At 70.5% G+C, this 17,669-nt stretch carries 12 protein-coding genes; 3 read left to right on the top strand and 9 right to left on the bottom strand.

Translation table 11 applies throughout. The features are described from left to right. Positions 1 to 2: 2 nt before the first annotated feature. The 5 genes from ACIHEJ_RS17580 to ACIHEJ_RS17600 form a co-directional block, all read right to left on the bottom strand. A complete protein-coding gene (locus ACIHEJ_RS17580) occupies positions 3 to 1,511 on the bottom strand; it encodes a hypothetical protein (RefSeq protein WP_400136042.1) in 1,509 nt (502 codons plus the stop codon). Next, positions 1,495 to 1,962: a GtrA family protein gene (locus ACIHEJ_RS17585; protein ID WP_400136045.1), complete on the bottom strand. Its 468-nt coding sequence runs from the start codon at positions 1,960 to 1,962 to the stop codon at positions 1,495 to 1,497. The genes ACIHEJ_RS17580 and ACIHEJ_RS17585 overlap by 17 nt, the downstream gene beginning before the upstream one ends. Before the next feature lie 143 nt (positions 1,963 to 2,105). Further along, entirely contained in the window at positions 2,106 to 7,040 is a 4,935-nt protein-coding gene (locus ACIHEJ_RS17590) for an NAD-glutamate dehydrogenase (protein ID WP_400136048.1), read from the bottom strand. A 551-nt stretch (positions 7,041 to 7,591) separates the two neighbouring features. After that, entirely contained in the window at positions 7,592 to 8,260 is a 669-nt protein-coding gene (locus ACIHEJ_RS17595) for an HAD family hydrolase (RefSeq protein ID WP_400136051.1), read from the bottom strand. A 69-nt stretch (positions 8,261 to 8,329) separates the two neighbouring features. Then, positions 8,330 to 8,824, bottom strand: a complete 495-nt coding sequence (locus tag ACIHEJ_RS17600) for a DUF6912 family protein (RefSeq protein WP_400136054.1) — start codon at positions 8,822 to 8,824, stop codon at positions 8,330 to 8,332. A gap of 325 nt (positions 8,825 to 9,149) precedes the next feature. Here ACIHEJ_RS17600 and ACIHEJ_RS17605 point away from each other — a divergent pair, with 325 nt between their 5' ends. Continuing rightward, a complete protein-coding gene (locus tag ACIHEJ_RS17605; protein ID WP_400136057.1) occupies positions 9,150 to 9,704 on the top strand; it encodes an Rv3235 family protein in 555 nt (184 codons plus the stop codon). A 66-nt stretch (positions 9,705 to 9,770) separates the two neighbouring features. Here the strand turns inward: ACIHEJ_RS17605 and secA are convergent, their stop codons facing one another. Further along, complete coding sequence (secA, locus tag ACIHEJ_RS17610) at positions 9,771 to 12,581, bottom strand: preprotein translocase subunit SecA (RefSeq protein WP_400136060.1); 2,811 nt, start codon at positions 12,579 to 12,581, stop codon at positions 9,771 to 9,773. Positions 12,582 to 12,833: 252 nt separating this feature from the next. On the opposite strand from secA, the gene ACIHEJ_RS17615 reads away from it, so the two are divergent. Continuing rightward, positions 12,834 to 13,406, top strand: a complete 573-nt coding sequence (locus ACIHEJ_RS17615) for a GNAT family N-acetyltransferase (protein ID WP_400136063.1) — start codon at positions 12,834 to 12,836, stop codon at positions 13,404 to 13,406. Positions 13,407 to 13,455: 49 nt separating this feature from the next. Then, complete coding sequence (locus tag ACIHEJ_RS17620; RefSeq protein ID WP_400136065.1) at positions 13,456 to 14,631, top strand: winged helix-turn-helix domain-containing protein; 1,176 nt, start codon at positions 13,456 to 13,458, stop codon at positions 14,629 to 14,631. On the opposite strand, the gene ACIHEJ_RS17625 is transcribed toward ACIHEJ_RS17620, so the two are convergent. The 3 genes from ACIHEJ_RS17625 to ACIHEJ_RS17635 form a co-directional block, all read right to left on the bottom strand. Then, positions 14,628 to 15,374 (bottom strand): response regulator, encoded by a 747-nt coding sequence (locus ACIHEJ_RS17625; RefSeq protein ID WP_400136068.1) that lies wholly within the window; start codon positions 15,372 to 15,374, stop codon positions 14,628 to 14,630. The two genes, ACIHEJ_RS17620 and ACIHEJ_RS17625, sit on opposite strands and share 4 nt — an antisense overlap. 203 nt (positions 15,375 to 15,577) lie before the next feature. Next, entirely contained in the window at positions 15,578 to 16,270 is a 693-nt protein-coding gene (hpf, locus tag ACIHEJ_RS17630; protein ID WP_400136071.1) for a ribosome hibernation-promoting factor, HPF/YfiA family, read from the bottom strand. 310 nt (positions 16,271 to 16,580) lie between these two features. Continuing rightward, positions 16,581 to 17,546, bottom strand: coding sequence for a ComF family protein (locus tag ACIHEJ_RS17635; protein ID WP_400136074.1), 966 nt, complete (start codon positions 17,544 to 17,546; stop codon positions 16,581 to 16,583). Positions 17,547 to 17,669: the final 123 nt, after the last annotated feature.

The following is a 17,669-nucleotide window of genomic DNA, read 5'->3' on the forward strand; positions in this document are numbered from 1 at the left end:
GCTCAGGGCACCACTCGGTACAGGACCTGCCCGCCCGGACCGGCGGTCACCTTCCGCAGGCCGGGGCCGGCCAAACCCCCCGGTCCCACGACCCACCGCGCCCCGTACTCCCGCAGGATCCCCCGCCGCTCGTCGGAAGGCGTCCCCGCCGCGAAGTACCGCGTCACCGCGGCCTCTCTCCGCGGCGCGTCCGGCAGGAACACGTCCGGGTATCCCGGCGCCACCGTGTACGGCCCGTACGCCGGAATCTGCCGCGCCGGGAACGTCCGCGCCATCACCACGTCCCCGTACTTCACCCACGGCGTGATCCACTGGTAACCGACCCACGGCGTCCGGTACTTCGCCGCCACCGCCCCCGGCAGCGCGTCCCGCCCGGCCACGTACCCGAGCGTCCCGACCTGCGTCCACGCCCCCACGGCCAGCGCGGCGCCCAGCACGCACGCCCACGCGCCCCGCACCGCCCGCCGCCCGGCCGACACGACCTCCAGCGCGGCGGCGAGCTGGGCCGGGATCAGCGCGGCGGGCAGGGCCCGGCCCCAGGAGTAGTGCCCGCTCAGGCCGCCCGCCGCGAACACCACCGCACCGAGCGCGAAGAACAGCACCAGAGGATCCCGGCGGTCCCGCCGCCACCGCAGCACCAGCGCCGCCACCCCCAGCAGCACCAGCCCGAACCGCCCGGCGAGGTCCTCGTACAGCGGCCGGTGGATCGCCTCCAGATCCGCGCCCGCGGAGAACAGCGAGAAGAAGTCGTAGTACGGCCACAGCCACAGCAGCACCGCCCCGAGCCCCAGCCCGGCACCGAGCCGCACCAGCCCCGCCCGGCCCGGCCGCACGGCGATCACCGCGGCCAGCCCGCCCAGCGACGCCACGACCCCCGTGAACTGGTGACACAGCAGGATCAGCGCCCACAGCACCCCGAGCCCCAGCCACACCCCCCACGCGGCCTCCCCGCGCAGCGCCCGCGTCAGCCACGCCCAGAAGTGGAAGGCGAGCCCGAGCGCGAGGACGCTCGGGTACGACACCGTCAGCGCCAGGGAGTTCAGGCCCAGGAAGCCGCTCCAGTTGAACAGCGTCGGCCCCCACAGGAGGAGCAGGCTCAGCAGCGCCAGCGCCGGTGCCGCACGGTGGGCGCTCAGCGTGCGCACGTACCGCCACACCCCGGTGACCAGCAGCCCGAGCCCGACCAGCGCGCCGATCCGCAGCACGACGAACACCGACAGACCGGTCAGCCTGGCGACGCAGCCCAGCACCAGCATCCACGGCGAGTAGTACGGGCTCGGCGTGTCCGTGTCGACCAGCGGGTTGCCGGGATCCAGCAGGCTGTGCCGCAGCCGCTGGATCGTGGCCGCGTGCATACCGAGGTCGCCCGCCCAGGGCAGCCGGACGACGACCAGGAGGAGCAGGACGAGGACGAGCGCGGCGGCGGCCTGCGGCAGGGCCCGGCCGGCCCGCGCGGCAGCGGTCGGCGGTGCCGGGCGGCTCACCCGTTCGATGTCAGAGGTGGCGTGCATCCTGCTGGAACACCCAGGTGCGGTAGACGAGGAATCGGAACGCGGAGGCGAGCACGATCGACAGCGCTTTCGCCATGTTCGATTCCAGCACGCTGTGCAGACCGAGACCGTGGTAGCCGACCCAGAACAGGCCGATTTCCATGACGACACCGAGGCCGCTGAAGACGAAGAACAGGATGATCTGGCTGCGGGTGCGCGAGGCGCGGTCGCGATAGGCGAAATAGCGGAAGCCGAGGTAATTGGTCGCCATCGCGATACAGCTGGCCAGGACGGTCGCGGTCATCGCCTGCCAACGCAGGCCGTGCAGCAACAGGTTGAAGACCAGGAAATTGACCAGGACACCGCTGCCGCCGACGATCCCGAATTTCACGACCTCCAGCACGACGCGCGTGACCGGCCGGGCCGGAGTCGGCGCGAGGGGCGCCGCCGGACGGGTCTCGGTGAGGTTCACTGTCACACCGCAGACCCTATCCGAAACACACCGATAAGCAGGAAACGGTAAATTCGCCGCACGTTTTTCGCTAAGGACCGGCAAGAAACGGAACGCCCCGGGCCGATCCCACGTCGGCCCGGGGCGTTCTCACCGTCGTACGGCTACGAGTGCGTGCGCAGCAGCGTCCGCATCGTCCGCATCGCCACCGACAGGTTGGCGAGGTCGAAGGAGTCCGAGCTGCGGATCTCCTCCAGGGTGGTGCGCGCCCGGCTCAGGATGGGGGCGTTCTTCTGCTCCCACGCCTTGAACCGCTGCTCCGGCGTCGAGGTGCCGTTGCCGACCGAGAGGATGTCCGCGGTGAGCGCCGCGTGGGCCGCGTACAGGTCCTCGCGGATGGAGGCGCGGGCCATGGACTGCCAACGGTCGTTGCGGGGCAGCTCGCTGATGCGGTCCATCAGCTGCGTGATGTCGAGCCGGTCGGCGAGGTCGTAGTACACCTCGGCGACGTCCAGCGGCTCCTTGCCGGTACGGTCGGCCACCGACACGATGTCGAGCGCCGGGAAGGCGGAGGAGAACCCGGCCACGCGGGTGGCGACCTCGTCCGGGACGCCGGCCTCGGACAGCTCGTCGTACACGTGCTGGTACCACTCCAGGTCCGTGCCCTTGAGCAGCTTCGGCAGCTCCTGCCAGACCCGCTCGACCCGCTCGGCGAAGAACTCGACCGTCTCCGCGAGCTGGAGCGGCTGCGGCCGGTTGTTCAGCAGCCAGCGGGTGCCGCGCTCGACGAGCCGGCGGGAGTGCAGCCGGATCCGGGTCTGGACGTCCGCGTCGACCCGGTTGTCCAGTGCCTCCACCGCGTCCCACACCGGCGCCGAGCGGAAGATCGCGCGGGCCGCGGTCTGCGCCCGGACGATCTCCTCCAGGGAGGCGCCGGTCTCCTCGCGCAGCCGGTGCAGATACGTCGTACCGCCCGTGTTCACCGTGTCGTTGACCAGCACCGTCGTGGTGATCTCGCGGCGCAGCGGGTGGCTGTCGATCGCGTCGGCGAACCGCTCGCGCAGCGCCGTCGGGAAGTAGGCGTGCAGCAGGCCGCGCAGGTACGGGTCGTCCGGCAGGGAGGTGGCCAGCAGCTCCTCGGCGACCGTGATCTTCGTGTACGCCAGGACGACGGCGGTCTCCGGGCTGGTCAGGCCGTGCCCCTGGCCGAGGCGCTCGCGGATCTGGCGGTCGGTGGGCAGGAACTCCAGCGCCCGGTCCAGGTGGCCCTCGCGCACCAGGTGGCGCAGGAAGCGCTGCTGGGCGTGGAGCATGTCCTTGGCCTGGAACAGGGCGTTGGCCAGGGCGGTGTTCTGCGCGTAGTTGTTGCGCAGGACCAGCGCGCCGACCTCGTCGGTCATCTCGGCGAGCAGCTTGTTGCGCTGCTTGACGGTCATGTCGCCGTCCGCGACCAGGCCGTTCAGCAGGATCTTGATGTTCACCTCGTGGTCGGAGGTGTCCACGCCGGCGCTGTTGTCGATCGCGTCGGTGTTGATCTTGCCGCCGTGCGTGGCGAACTCGATCCGGCCGAGCTGGGTCAGGCCCAGGTTGCCGCCCTCGCCGACCACCTTGACCCGGAGGTCATTGCCGTCGACCCGGATGGCGTCGTTGGCCTTGTCGCCGACGTCCGTGTTCGACTCGACGGACGACTTCACGTACGTGCCGATGCCGCCGTTCCACAGGAGGTCGACCGGCGACTGCAGGATCGCCTTCATCAGGTCGGCCGGGGTCATCTTGGTGACCTTGTCGGCGATGCCCAGGGCCTCACGGATGTGGGCGTTGATCGGGATCGACTTGGCGCTGCGCGGGAAGATCCCGCCACCCGCCGACAGCAGCTCGGTGTTGTAGTCGGCCCAGCTGGAGCGGGGCAGCTCGAACAGGCGGCGGCGCTCGGCGTACGACGTCTCCGCGACCGGGGTCGGGTCGATGAAGATGTGCCGGTGGTCGAAGGCCGCGACCAGACGGATGCGCTCGGAGAGCAGCATGCCGTTGCCGAACACGTCACCGGACATGTCACCGATGCCGACGACCGTGAAGTCCTCGGTCTGCGTGTCCACGCCCAGCTCACGGAAGTGCCGCTTGACGGACTCCCAGGCGCCGCGCGCGGTGATGCCCATGCCCTTGTGGTCGTAGCCCGCGCTGCCGCCGGAGGCGAAGGCGTCGCCGAGCCAGAAGTTGTACTGCTCGGCGACCCCGTTGGCGATGTCGGAGAAGGTCGCGGTGCCCTTGTCGGCGGCGACGACGAGGTAGGTGTCGTCCTCGTCGTGCCGGACCACGTCGGCCGGCGGCACGACCTCGCCCGCGACCATGTTGTCGGTGATGTCGAGCAGCGCCGAGATGAACGTCTTGTAGCTGGCGATGCCCTCGGCCAGCCAGGCGTCGCGGTCCACGCCGGGGTCCGGCAGCTGCTTGGCGACGAAGCCGCCCTTGGCGCCGACCGGCACGATGACGGTGTTCTTCACCATCTGCGCCTTGACCAGGCCGAGGATCTCGGTACGGAAGTCCTCACGCCGGTCGGACCAGCGCAGGCCACCACGCGCGACCTTGCCGAAGCGCAGGTGCACGCCCTCGACCCGCGGCGAGTACACCCAGATCTCGTACGCCGGGCGCGGCGCGGGCAGGTCCGGGATGGCCTGCGGGTCGAACTTCATGGAGACGTAGTCGTGCGGCTTGCCGCCGACCGCGTGCTGGAAGAAGTTCGTGCGCAGGGTCGCCTTGATGACGGTCAGGAAGGACCTGAGGATCCGGTCCTCGTCCAGGCTCGCCACCTGGTCCAGCGCCGCGTCGACCTCCTCGAGGAGGGCGTCGATCAGTTCCAGGCCGGCCTTCTGCCGGTCCGGGGACATCCGCGCCTCGAACAGGGACACGAGGAGGCGGGTGGTGTGGACGTTGTTACGGAGGGTGTCCTCCATGTAGTCCTGCGAGAACGTCGAACCGGCCTGCCGCAGGTACTTGGCGTAGGCGCGCAGCACCATCGCCTGCCGCCAGGTCAGCCCGGCGCTCAGCACCAGCGCGTTGAAGCCGTCGTTCTCCGCCTTGCCGGTCCACGTCGCGGCGAAGGCCTCCTGGAAGCGCTCGCGGGCGTCGTCGCCGAGGTAGTCACCGCCGGCCGCCTTCGGCATCCGCAGACCGAAGTCGTAGATCCAGGCGGTCGTGCGGTCCACGCAGCGCAGCTCGTACGGCCGCTCGTCGGTGACCTCGACGCCGAGGCGGCTGAGCACCGGCAGCACCTTCGAGAGGGAGACGGTGCCGCCCTTCTGGTAGATCTTGAACCGGCGCTCCTCGGGACCGGCGCCCACCGGCTCGTACAGGCTCAGGCTGAACGTCTTGTCCTCGCTCAGCTGCTCCAGATGGACCAGGTCGGCGACCGCGGCACGCGGGGTGTGGTCGGCCTTGTAGCCCTCGGGGAAGGCGTTGTTGTAGCGGCGCAGCACCTCGGCCGCGCGCTCCTCGCCGCACTCGGCGGTCAGCGCCTCGGCGAACGCGTCGGCCCAGGAACGGGCGGCCTCGACCAGGCGGGCCTCGATGCGCTCCTTGTCGGAGTCGGACAGCTCGGGCAGCTCGGTGCCCTGCGGGACCCGGACGACGAAGTGCAGCCGGGAGAGGATCGACTCCGTGTTCCAGGCGGTGAAGTCGACGCTGATGCCGCCGAGCTCCTCCTTCAGGATGTCGATGATCCGCAGCCGGACACCGGTGGTGTAGCGGTCGCGCGGGAGGTAGACCAGCGCCGAGTAGTAGCGCCCGTACTCGTCCTGGCGCAGGTAGAGCCTGAGCCGACGGCGCTCCTGCAGGTACAGCACGGACGTGACGATGGACTGCAGCTCGGCGGCGGGCGTCTGGAACAGCTCGTCGCGCGGGTAGGTCTCCATGATCTGCAGCAGGTCACGGCCGTCGTGGCTGTGGGGCGAGAACCCGGCGAGAGCCAGCACCTCGTCGACCTTGCGGCGGATGACGGGGACGCGACGGACGGACTCGGTGTACGCGGCCGACGAGAACAGACCGAGGAAGCGCCGCTCACCGACGACGTTGCCGTCCGCGTCGAACTTCTTGACGCCGATGTAGTCCAGGTACGACGGCCGGTGGACGGTGGCGCGGCTGTTGGCCTTGGTCAGCACGAGCAGCTTGTGCTCGCGGGCCTTGGCGCGGGCGTCGGCCGGGAGCCGCTCGAAGGAGGGGCTGACCGGGTGGGCGTCGTCCTTGGCGTGGTGCGGGTCCGAGCGCAGTATGCCGAGACCGGTGCCGGGCACGGCGGCGAGCGTGTCGTCGTCGCGCAGCTGGTACTCGCGGAAGCCGAGGAAGGTGAAGTGGTCGTCGGCGAGCCAGCGCAGCAGCTCACGGGCCTCGTCGACCTCGGGCTTCGCCAGGTCGCCCGGGACGGGCTCGCTCTGCAGGTCGTCGGCGATCCGGGCCGCCGCGTCCCGCATCTTCTCCCAGTCCTCGACGGCCTCACGGACGTCGGACAGGACGCGCAGCAGGTCGACGGAGATCTGCTTGAGGTCGGCGCGGTCCGTCTCCCGGTCGATCTCGACGTGGATCCAGGACTCGAAGTGCGCGTCGTGCGGGAGGTCGCCGCCGGGCGGGATCGGCAGGACCTCGATCAGCTTGCCGGTGAGATCGCGGCGGACGACGAACTGCGGGTGGACGACGACGTGGATGCCGCGTCCCTGCCGCGTCAGCTCATTGGTGACCGAGTCGACCAGGAAGGGCATGTCGTCGGTGACGACCTCCACGACGCTGTGACTGCAGGTCCATCCGTTCTCTTCCACGGTCGGGGTGTGCACCCTGACGTTCGCGGTGCCCTGCGGGCGGGTCTCGGCGAGACGGTAGTGCGAGACCGCGGCGCCGAAGACGTCGACCGGGTCGCGGTCGGCGAGGTCTTCCGGGGCGGTGTGCAGGTAGTAACGCTGGAGGAACGCGAGCACGGATTCGCTGTCCGGGGTGCCGGGAGTGCCCTCGCTCGTCGTCCCGGTCGGTAGGTGCCCCCCGACCGGGCTGTTCTCAGCTACCCGTGCGGCCCTCTCGAGCAGCTCGGCCTTGGCTTCGTCCAGCTTGGTCTGCATTGTCCTCTGGCTCCTGTCGCGCGCCGTTGCGTGACGTAGAAGGAAGTACGGTCTCTTCCCCTCCGACGTAACGCCACGGCCCGGGGTGTCCGGTCCGTTCCGACGCTATGCCGCGAGGTGAGATGAGCGGGGGGAATTCGGCCATTCTCGGCACGCCCGTCGCATGTGACGCCGCTCTCGTCGGCGCCCCGATCCGGGTCGTCCTCGGCGTCCAGGGGGCATCGGCGCCCCCGTCCCGCCCGCGAAGACCAGCGACCGCCGCCCGGTCACGGAGGTGTTCCGTGCAACCCGGGCGCAGGGCAGGAGCAGGAGCGCCCCCGCGAACTATCGCGCTGATCACGCCACAAGGCTATCGCTCCTCACCCCGCACACGTCATGAGCCGTATGTGTACAAAAGAGGGGTGGGAACTTTGACGTTCTGCACAGGGGCCGGGTGGGGGCGGGTGGCGTATCGGGCCAAACCGCCCATGCCACTGCGGACCGGGGAGAGCACCTCCCGGCCGCCCGCAGCACCGGGCACGCTCACGGCGCGGCCCGCGCAGCCGGGCCCCTCAGGCCACCAGACGCTCCGCCTCGACCACGGCCTCGGCCAGCGTGTCCACCACCGGCACACCCGCACCCTCGAGGCTGGCCCGGCTGTGCGACCCCCCGGTGTACAGGACGGCCCGCGCCCCCACACTCCCGGCGGCGACCGCATCGTCCGCCGCGTCCCCGATCACCACGGTCCGCGAGGGCGACACGGCCGCCCCCAGCGCCTGGAGATGCCGCACCATGTGCTCGGCCTTGCTCCCCCCGGACGGCCCCGTCCGCCCGTCGACCCGTATGAAGTGCGTCTCGATGCCGAAGCCCCGCACGAGCGGCACCAGCTCCTCGTGCCCGTACATGCTCAGCAGCGACTGGCTGCGCCCCGCCGACCGCCACCCCGCGAGCAGCTCCGCCGCCCCCTCGGTCAGCCCGCACCGCACCCGGTGGTCGGCGTAGTGCCGATGGAACACCCCGTCCATCAGCTCCCACTCGGCATCGGTCGGCAGCCGGCCCAGCAGCCGCTCGTAGAACTTCGGCACCGGCACGCAGTACAGCCTCCGGTACTGCTCCAGCGTGATCGGCGCGAGCCCCAGCTCGGCGAAGGCCGCGTTCGTCGCCCCGATGATCGCGTCATTGTCGTGGAACAGCGTGCCGTTCCAGTCCCAGACGATGTGCGCGCTTACCTGCATCCCCATGTCCAAGACGGTACCCGCCCCCACTGACAGCCCGGCCGGCGGACCACGTGAGACCAGGTCAGCAGGGGCTCAGGCCGGCCCGACCAGGTTGGGGATCTCCTGCGTGGCGTACCAGAGCAGCTCATGGTCGTCCGCGCCGTCCACCAACGCCTGCGCATCGTCGTCCCCGCCGTCCGCCGCCTCCAGCGCCTGCGCCGCCGCGGCCACGTCCCGCTCCGCGTCGTCGGCGTCGACGTGCACCGCCGCCGCCTTCGCGAGCGGAACCGTGATCGTCACGCCGACCTCGCCGGGCGCGGCCGGCTCGGAGCTCGCGGCCCCGTCCGGCACGTCGACGGCCACCACGACCCGGCGCCGTGCCGCACCGGGGTCCGCCGCGAGCAGCCGCAGCGAGGCCAGCGCCGCCCGGCCGAGCGCCGCGTACTCCAGCTCCTCGATGTCGTCGGAGACGTACCACTCGCGCAACGCGGGCGTGACGGCGTACGCCACGAAGGGGCCGCTCCCCAGCTCACCCGTCCTGTGTGCCTCGGCGAGACCGGGGAGGGTCAGGGGGACGTAGACGCGCATTCTGGCCGCTCTTTCCTGCTCAAAAGCTCCGCTCGGACCCGGGGAGAGCGGCTGGCGCGTCTCCCGGAGGGCCTTCAGGATACGTGCGCCCGTCCCCTTTCGAGTTCCTGCCCGGGCCCGGAACGGCGTCCACTACAGGCCACGGATTCACCCGCCACCACCGCTCAACCCCGGGCTCTCCACCCTCAACCACCCCCCGGATAGGTGAACTTCCGGGCTCCTCCCGACGCGCCCCGCCGTCCTTGCCACGCCCTCGCCCGCCCCGTACAAGATCCCCACCAGCTAGTTACCGCCCGGTATCCCGGGCCCGTCGAACGGGGATCCCATGAACAAGGTCATGAGCCGCACCGCGCCGCAGGGCCTGAGCCGCACCGCCCAGCCCCGCCCGCGCCACCGCCCGCCGACCCGCCACGACACCCGCCGCCCCGGCGGCGCCCCGCCCCGCATCCCGGCCAGGCGCACCACGGCCGGCCCCCAGCCGACCGGCCCCACCCCGGCCCCCGAAGCGCCCGTCACGCCCCCGCAGACGGACCGTGCGACGCCCCGGACGGCCCCAGGGCAGCCCCGTCGGCCACGCCCCACCGATCTCTTCGCCGACCGCCTGCTGGCCGTCCTGAGCGGCCAACGCCCCGTCCACTGGATGCTCCGCCACACCGCCGGCCGCGCCTACGACGACCTGGTCCGCCTCGCCGCCCGGGTCCCGCTGCGCACCCGCGGCCCCCGCCCGGTCGTCCGGGACATCGGCTACTACGTCGCCGCCACGGGCGCCGTCGAGGCCTTCGCCCGCATCGCCGCAGGAGACCAGCTCCGGGCCCTGGCCTTCCGCCTGGAACGAGGCGCGGACCTCCGCTGGCGCTGCACAGCGGTGGAGACCGCGTAACGGGAGATGCAGCAGGGCCGGGCTCCCGAAGGAACCCGGCCCCACTCAACGGTCAATCACCGCAGGTCACTTCTTGCGACGCCGCCCGCCCTTGGCCTGCCGACGCCGCTCCGCCCGCGTCAGTCCGTCGGCCTCGGACCGCACCGGCTCGTCGTCCTCGAGGTCGCGCTCCAGGATGCCGCCCTCACCGTCCACGGTGGGCGCGGAGAAGTGCAGATCCCGCCGCTGCGGGACGTCCAGTCCCTTCGCCCGGATCTCCGGACGCGCACCGGCCTGCGCCGGAACCGTGTCCTGGACACCCTCGCCGACCGGCTCCGCGGCCTCGACCGGGACCTCCTCGACCTGCTGCTCGACCTGGACCTCCAGGTTGAACAGGTAGCCGACGGACTCCTCCTTGATGCCCTCCATCATCGCGGTGAACATGTCGAAGCCCTCGCGCTGGTACTCGACCAGCGGGTCCTTCTGCGCCATCGCGCGCAGGCCGATGCCCTCCTGGAGGTAGTCCATCTCGTAGAGGTGCTCACGCCACTTGCGGTCGAGGACCGAGAGCACGACCCGGCGCTCCAGCTCACGCATGATCTCGGAGCCGAGCTGCGCCTCACGGGACTCGTACTGCTCGTGGATGTCCTCCTTGATGGACTCGGAGATGAACTCGGCCGTCAGACCGGCGCGGTCACCGGCGGCCTCCTCCAGCTCCTCGATGGTGACCTTCACCGGGTAGAGCTGCTTGAACGCGCCCCACAGCCGGTCCAGGTCCCAGTCCTCGGGGAAGCCCTCGGCGGTCTCCGCGGCGACGTACGCGTCGATCGTGTCGTCCATGAAGTGCTGCACCTGCTCGTGCAGGTCCTCGCCCTCCAGGACACGCCGGCGCTCGCCGTAGATGACCTCGCGCTGCCGGTTGAGCACCTCGTCGTACTTCAGAACGTTCTTACGGGTCTCGAAGTTCTGCTGCTCGACCTGCGACTGCGCGGACGCGATCGCGCGCGTGACCATCTTGTTCTCGATCGGCACGTCGTCCGGCACGTTGGCCATCGACATCACGCGCTCGACCATCTGGGCCTTGAACAGCCGCATCAGGTCGTCGCCCAGCGACAGGTAGAAGCGGGACTCGCCCGGGTCGCCCTGACGGCCGGAACGACCGCGCAGCTGGTTGTCGATGCGCCGCGACTCGTGCCGCTCGGTCCCGAGGACGTAGAGGCCGCCGAGCTCCTCGACCTCTTCCTTCTCGGCCTTCACGGCCTGCTCGGCCTTCTCCAGCGCGGCGGGCAGGGCCTGAGCCCACTCCTCGATGTGCTCCTCCGGGTCGAGGCCACGCTGACGCAGCTCCGCCTCGGCGAGGTCCTCGGGGTTGCCGCCGAGCTTGATGTCGGTACCACGGCCGGCCATGTTGGTGGCCACCGTGACCGCGCCCCTGCGACCGGCCTGCGCGACGATCGACGCCTCGCGCTCGTGGTGCTTGGCGTTCAGCACCTCGTGCTGGATGCCGCGCTTGGAGAGCTGCTGCGACAGGTACTCCGACTTCTCGACGGAGGTCGTGCCGACGAGGATCGGCTGGCCCTTCTCGTGCTTCTCCGCGATGTCGTCGACGACCGCCTCGAACTTGGCGACCTCGGTGCGGTAGATCAGGTCCGACTGGTCCTTGCGGATCATCGGCTTGTTCGTCGGGATCGGAACCACGCCGAGCTTGTAGATCTGGTGGAACTCGGCGGCCTCGGTCATCGCCGTACCGGTCATGCCGGAGAGCTTCGAGTAGAGGCGGAAGAAGTTCTGCAGGGTGATCGTGGCGAGCGTCTGGTTCTCGTCCTTGATGTCCACCCCTTCCTTCGCCTCGATCGCCTGGTGCATGCCCTCGTTGTAGCGGCGGCCGGCGAGGATACGGCCGGTGTGCTCGTCGACGATCATGACTTCGCCGTCGATGACGACGTAGTCCTTGTCGCGCTTGAAGAGCTCCTTGGCCTTGATGGCGTTGTTCAGGTAGCCCACGAGCGGGGTGTTCACCGACTCGTAGAGGTTGTCGATGCCCAGCCAGTCCTCGACCTTGCTGACGCCGGACTCGTGGATGGCGACCGTGCGCTTCTTCTCGTCGACGTCGTAGTCGCCGGTCTCCTCGAGACCCTTGAGCGGGTTGCCCGCCTCGCCCCTCTTGAGGCGCAGGACCAGCTTGGCGAAGTCGCCGTACCACTTGGTGGCCTGATCGGCCGGGCCGGAGATGATCAGCGGCGTACGGGCCTCGTCGACCAGGATGGAGTCGACCTCGTCGACGATGGCGAAGTTGTGGCCGCGCTGCACCAGCTCGTCCTTCGACCACGCCATGTTGTCGCGCAGGTAGTCGAAGCCGAACTCGTTGTTCGTGCCGTAGGTGATGTCGCACGCGTACTGCTCGCGGCGCTGGGCCGGCGTCATGTTCGCGAGGATGCAGCCGACCTCGAGGCCCAGGAACTTGTGGACCCGGCCCATCATCTCGGAGTCGCGCTCGGCCAGGTAGTCGTTGACCGTGATGAGGTGGACGCCGTCTCCGGAGAGGGCGTTCAGGTACGCGGGCAGGGTGCCGACGAGGGTCTTGCCCTCACCGGTCTTCATCTCGGCCACGTAGCCGAGGTGGAGCGCGGCACCGCCCATCAGCTGCACGTCGTAGTGACGCTGGCCGAGGACGCGCTTGGCGGCCTCGCGGACGGTGGCGAATGCCTCGGGGAGCAGGTCGTCCAGGCTCTCACCATCGGCGTACCGCTGCTTGTACTCCTCGGTGAGCGCCCGCAGCTCGGCGTCGGAGAGGTTCACGAAGTCCTCTTCGATGGAGTTGACCTGGTCCGCGATGCGGTGCAGCTTGCGCAGGATCTTGCCTTCGCCTGCACGCATGATCTTCGAGAGGACGGACACGGGGGCTGGTCTCCTTGCCGGTCGGGCCTGGGACGGTCGGTTTTCCTTCTGACGTACTGAGCAACGGCCATCGTATGCGAGGACCCGGCTGCGCCGGGAGGCCTGGCGGCCCGACGGCTGCTTCACCCTGGACAACGGCCGGGGCACACGGATAGTGCCGCATCCGGTCGAGGAATTGCGCGAAATGTGCTCACCCGCTCACACACAGCGAAAAGGACGGTCCACGCGCGGGTGGCCCAGCACAATCGGGCGATGGAACCCGTCACCCTCACCACGGACCGTCTCGTGCTGCGCACCGTCGGTCCGGACGACAGCGACGCGGTGTACGAGGCCGTCCAGGACCCCGACATCCAGCGCTGGACCACCATCCCCTCCCCCTATCTGCCGGAGCACGCCCTGAGCTTCACGGAGCAGCTCGTGCCCGACGGCTGGGCGCAGGCTTCGATGTTCACCTTCGGCGTCTTCCTCACCGGCGGGGACCTGGCCGGCATGCTCGGCCTCACCATGCGCTCCCTGGGCACGGCCGAGGTCGGCTACTGGGCGGCCGTGGGACACCGCGGCCGGGGCTATGTCACCGAGGCGACGCTCACCGCCTGCCGGTGGATCTTCACCACGGTCGGTGTCGACCGCGTCGAGTGGCGCGCCGAGGTCGGCAACGCCGCCTCCCGCGCGGTGGCCGAACGAGCGGGCTTCACCATCGAGGGCACCCTGCGCTCGGCCATCAACAACAAGGGAGTACGACGGGACTGCTGGGTCGGCTCCCTGCTCCCCTCGGACCTGGGCCTGCCGTCCACGGCGCCGTACCTGCCCGCGCGGGCCCGGTGAAGCAGCAGCTCAGCCGGGACTGTCAGTGGCAGCCTCTATCGTCCGACACATGACGACCCTTCCGCGCCCGACCACCACGCTCACCGCGGACGACGCCCGCCGTATCGCCCTGCGGGCCCAGGGATTCCTCGGCGCGCCCGACCGGCGGGCCGGTGTCCGCGGGGTGCTGCGCCACCTCGGCGCGGTCCAGCTCGACACGATCTCGGTGCTCGCCCGCTCCCACGAGCTGGTGCCGTACGCCCGCCTGGGCGCCGTCGACCGCAGGACCGTCGAGGCGGCCTACTGGAAGGACACGCACGCCTTCGAGTACTGGTCCCACGCGGCGTGCATCCTGCCCGTGGAGGAGTGGCCGCACTTCGCCTTCCGCCGCCGTGCCTACCGTGACCGCCCGCACTGGAACCACGAACTCCCCGAGGGCACCTACGACCAGGTGATCAAGCAGCTGCGGGCCGAGGGCCCGCTGACCTCCACGGAGCTGGGCGGGGCGAAGAAGACCAGCGAGTGGTGGGACTGGTCGGGCACCAAGGTCGCCGTGGAGCGCGCGCTGATGTACGGCGAGGTGGTGTGTGTGGAGCGGCGCGGCTGGAAGCGGGTGTACGACCTCGCCGAGCGCGCGATCCCGGACGCGCTGCTGCACGACGAGCTGGACGACGCCGAGTGCCTGCGCCGCCTGGTCCGGCTGGCCGGAGAGTCCCTCGGCGTGGGCACGCGCGCGGACATCGCCGACTATCACCGCCTCAAGGGCGAGCAGGTCGACGCGGTGATCGCCGACTCGGGTCTGCTGCCGGTCGAGGTCGAGGGCTGGGGCAAGCCCGCCTGGGCGGACCCGGCGGCGCTGGCGACGCCGCCGCGCGGCCGTCACCGCACCACCCTGTTGTCGCCGTTCGACTCGCTGATCTGGGAGCGGGCCCGCACGGAGCGGATATTCGGATTCACCCACCGCCTGGAGGCCTACGTGCCCAGGCCGAAGCGGGTGTACGGCTACTTCGCGATGCCGGTGCTCGCCGGCGGCCGGCTGGTCGGGCGGGTCGACCCGGCCCGCGAGGGCCGCACGCTGGTCGCCAAGCAGGTCACCCTGGACGGCCCCAAGGCGGTCCCGGCGGTCGCCCAGGCCCTCGTCGAGGCGGCGGGCTGGGTGAACTGCACGGACGTCCGCGTGGAGCGCGTGGACGCGCCGGGCCTGCGCGAGGCGCTGACGCGGGAGCTCGCCCTCGCCCTGGGCTAGCGGATCTCGAGGATCTTCTCCCGCATCGCGTAGACCACGGCCTCCATCCTGGAGTGCAGCTGCAGCTTCTCCAGGATGTTGCGGACGTGGTTCTTCACGGTGTTCTCCGAGATGAACAGCTCCTTGGCGATGTCCCGGTTGTTCATCCCGGTGGCGACGAGCTTGAGGACCTCCAGCTCCCGGTCCGTCAGTCGTGGCGCGGGCACCAGCCGGCGCTCGTCGGTGCGCTGGATCATCGACTTGAACTCGGTGAGCAGCTTCGACGCCATGGACGGGCTGATCTGCGACTGTCCGTCGGCCACGGCACGGATGGCGGTGGCCACCTCGTCCGTGGAGATCTCCTTCAGGAGGTATCCGGTCGCACCCGCCTTGATGGCTTCGTAGAGGTCGGCCTCCTCGTCGCTGATCGTCAGCATGATGATCTTCGCGCTGGGGGCGACCTCCTTGATGGAGGTGCAGGCCTCGATCCCGCCGCGCTTGGGCATGCGGACGTCCATCAGCACGATGTCGGGGAGCAGGTCGGCGGCCTTGTCGACGGCCTCGGCGCCGTCACCCGCCTCGCCGACGACCTGGATGTCCTCCTCGGCGGCGAGCACGATCTCCAGGCCGCGCCGGAAGAGGGCGTGGTCGTCCACGACCAGGACTCTGATCGGCTCCTTGCGCGCCGAGCCCGCGTCCTGTCCCATGCCGATGACACCGTCGTCGGCATCCTCGTCCCGCATCGGTCCGAAGGTGTCCGCCATCGTTCCTCCCCCTGAAGGCTGTGGCCTGTGGTCCTGTGCCATCGCCAACCCAAGGCAGCGGCCCACCGGTTGGGCCGGTCCGACCATGATTTCATGCCCGGGCGGCGCCGAGGTGACGTGCGAGGCGCGAAGTGGTCGCACACCGGTGCCCCTGGGGGCGCACACACGCTCCAGGGGCACCGACTCGGCTTCATCCCGGTGGATCAGCCGCCCAGCGTGCCACCCGCCGCGGGGGGCTGCGCCTCGGCGACCATCGGGTCCGTGCTGAGGTGGATCACGCCGTAGTCGTAGGCGTGTCGCCGGTAGACGACGCTCGGTTCCTTCGTCTCGACGTCGACGAACAAGTAGAAGTCGTGGCCGACCAGTTCCATCTCGTAGAGAGCCTGGTCGAGGCTCATCGGAGAGGCGACGTGGGTCTTCTCGCGGACGATGAGGGGGCCCTCACCCTTGACCTCCAGGGAGCCGATCTTCTTCGTCGGCACACCGTCGGTCTCTTCCTCGTGGACGGGCAGGCCGTTCCCGTTGAGCGTCGCCGCGCCCGGGACGTGGTCGGGGACCTCGGCCGCCGAGATCCGCCGCGCGCCGCGGCGCGAGAAACGCTTGTCGTGCTGCTTGCGCAGCCGGGCACCCAGCTTTTCCGCCGCCATGTCGAGCGCCGCGTACGGATCGCTGGCCGCTGCCTCCGCCCGGATCACCGGACCGCGGGAGCGGAGCGTGATCTCCACTCGGTCACAGCGGTCGGCCTGTCGGGGGTTGGGCTCCTTGGACACCTCGACGTCGAGGCTGATCACCTTGGCATCGAGCTTCTGGATCTTTTCGAGATTCAGCTTCTCGGCCACGTGCTTGCGGAACCGCTCGGGCACCTCGGTCTTGCGGCCTTTGACGACGATGTCCACGCAGAACTCCGTTCCCGGATCGCTCCGCTGCTTCGGCGGAGCATCTCCCTTTTGCACCAGGTCCGGTGAGCACCGGACCTCGGACTCGGTGACTTACACCTCCTCCTCCCCCGTGGGCGCGATCTCCACCCCGCCGCACGGGTGATTGCGAAAACCCGCGGCACGGCATTCGGATATGAGAGGTGTGGCCTGCGCCTTTCCTCACAACCGAACATATCTCGCCCGGACGGATGTCGTCACCCTCTACTGCGGCGTACCTCCGTTCAGGTGAATTGATGCTCTCGCCACCTGCAACGATGCAGGTCGACGGTCAGTTCCTGTTTATTTCGAAAGAATCCCTGGGAGCGGCGACCACGGCCGCGTGCAGCACCCTCCCGGGGGCGTTCACCGCCGCCTTTTCCGATGCACCGTGCACCCACTTCCCCCTCTCCGGCCGTGCCCCGATCCCTCGTTCCCCCCTACCTTCCCGAGTTACGGCCCCGTACACGACTGTTCTCACCGCATTTCCCGTCCCGTCACACCTCTCCCGGTGTGCTCCGGCCGCCTCGCGCAGGGCCCTGGCCGCCTCCGCGAGCGTGGCACCTGTCGTGATCAGGTCGTCCACGAGGACGATGCGGCCCGTATCGAGCAGCCGAGCGGCGCCGGCCGTCACCTCGAGCGCACCCGCGAGGTTGGCAAGACGCCGCCGTGCGTCCAGCCCGGCCTGGTCCGCCACGCGCCGCCGCTGGCGCAGCACGGCCGCCACCCGGGCGGGCGTGCCGGTGCGCCGTAGCTCCCCGGCCGCCGCGAGCGCCATCCGCCGCACCGGATCGTGCCCCCGTGCCCGCACGGCCCACCGGGCGGAGGGCACGGGGACGAGCAGCACCGCCCCGCTGGCCCGGCCCGCAACCGGCCCACCACCGGCACCACCCCGCCCGTCACCGGTACCGAGACCGCCCTGTCCGCCCCTGGTACCGGCCCCGGTGCAGGCGCCCGCCGCGCTGCCGCCCAGTGCTGCCCGCACGGCCCGCGCCAGAGCCGTTCCGAGCACTCCCGCGAGCATCAGCGCGCCGCGCTCCTTGTGCGCGAGCAGGACGGACCGCACCTGCTCCGCGTACGGCGCCGCCGCATGGACCCCCGGCAGCCCGGCCGGCTCCGGAACCGGCCGCACCCGCCGCGGCGCGGTTCCGTCCAGCACGGCCCGGCACCGCGGGCACAGCGCCGTACGAGGTGCCCCGCAGCCCGCGCACTCGGCCGGCAGCACCAGGTCGGTGAGGTCCTGCCACCACCCCCGCATGACGTCCACTGTGCCGATGCCGAGGACGAGCGGCCACCCCTGTGGACAACGCCCTGTGGACAAGCGGGGACTTCCGGCACCCGCCGTCCACCCACACGGGTGACAGGCGTGCGCACGCCCGGC

This window comes from Streptomyces sp. NPDC052301 (assembly GCF_044593395.1).
Classification (GTDB): Bacteria; Actinomycetota; Actinomycetes; order Streptomycetales; family Streptomycetaceae; genus Streptomyces.

What these genes read in the sequence shown, in the direction of transcription:
- ACIHEJ_RS17595 (WP_400136051.1), bottom strand. Translation starts at nt 8,260, where the DNA reads ATGGGGATGCAGGTAAGCGCGCACATCGTCTGGGACTGGAACGGCACG.
- ACIHEJ_RS17615 (WP_400136063.1), top strand. Translation starts at nt 12,834, where the DNA reads ATGGAACCCGTCACCCTCACCACGGACCGTCTCGTGCTGCGCACCGTC.
- ACIHEJ_RS17590 (WP_400136048.1), bottom strand. Translation starts at nt 7,040, where the DNA reads ATGCAGACCAAGCTGGACGAAGCCAAGGCCGAGCTGCTCGAGAGGGCC.
- ACIHEJ_RS17625 (WP_400136068.1), bottom strand. Translation starts at nt 15,374, where the DNA reads ATGGCGGACACCTTCGGACCGATGCGGGACGAGGATGCCGACGACGGT.
- ACIHEJ_RS17605 (WP_400136057.1), top strand. Translation starts at nt 9,150, where the DNA reads ATGAACAAGGTCATGAGCCGCACCGCGCCGCAGGGCCTGAGCCGCACC.
- ACIHEJ_RS17635 (WP_400136074.1), bottom strand. Translation starts at nt 17,546, where the DNA reads ATGCGGGGGTGGTGGCAGGACCTCACCGACCTGGTGCTGCCGGCCGAG.
- ACIHEJ_RS17580 (WP_400136042.1), bottom strand. Translation starts at nt 1,511, where the DNA reads ATGCACGCCACCTCTGACATCGAACGGGTGAGCCGCCCGGCACCGCCG.
- ACIHEJ_RS17600 (WP_400136054.1), bottom strand. Translation starts at nt 8,824, where the DNA reads ATGCGCGTCTACGTCCCCCTGACCCTCCCCGGTCTCGCCGAGGCACAC.
- ACIHEJ_RS17620 (WP_400136065.1), top strand. Translation starts at nt 13,456, where the DNA reads ATGACGACCCTTCCGCGCCCGACCACCACGCTCACCGCGGACGACGCC.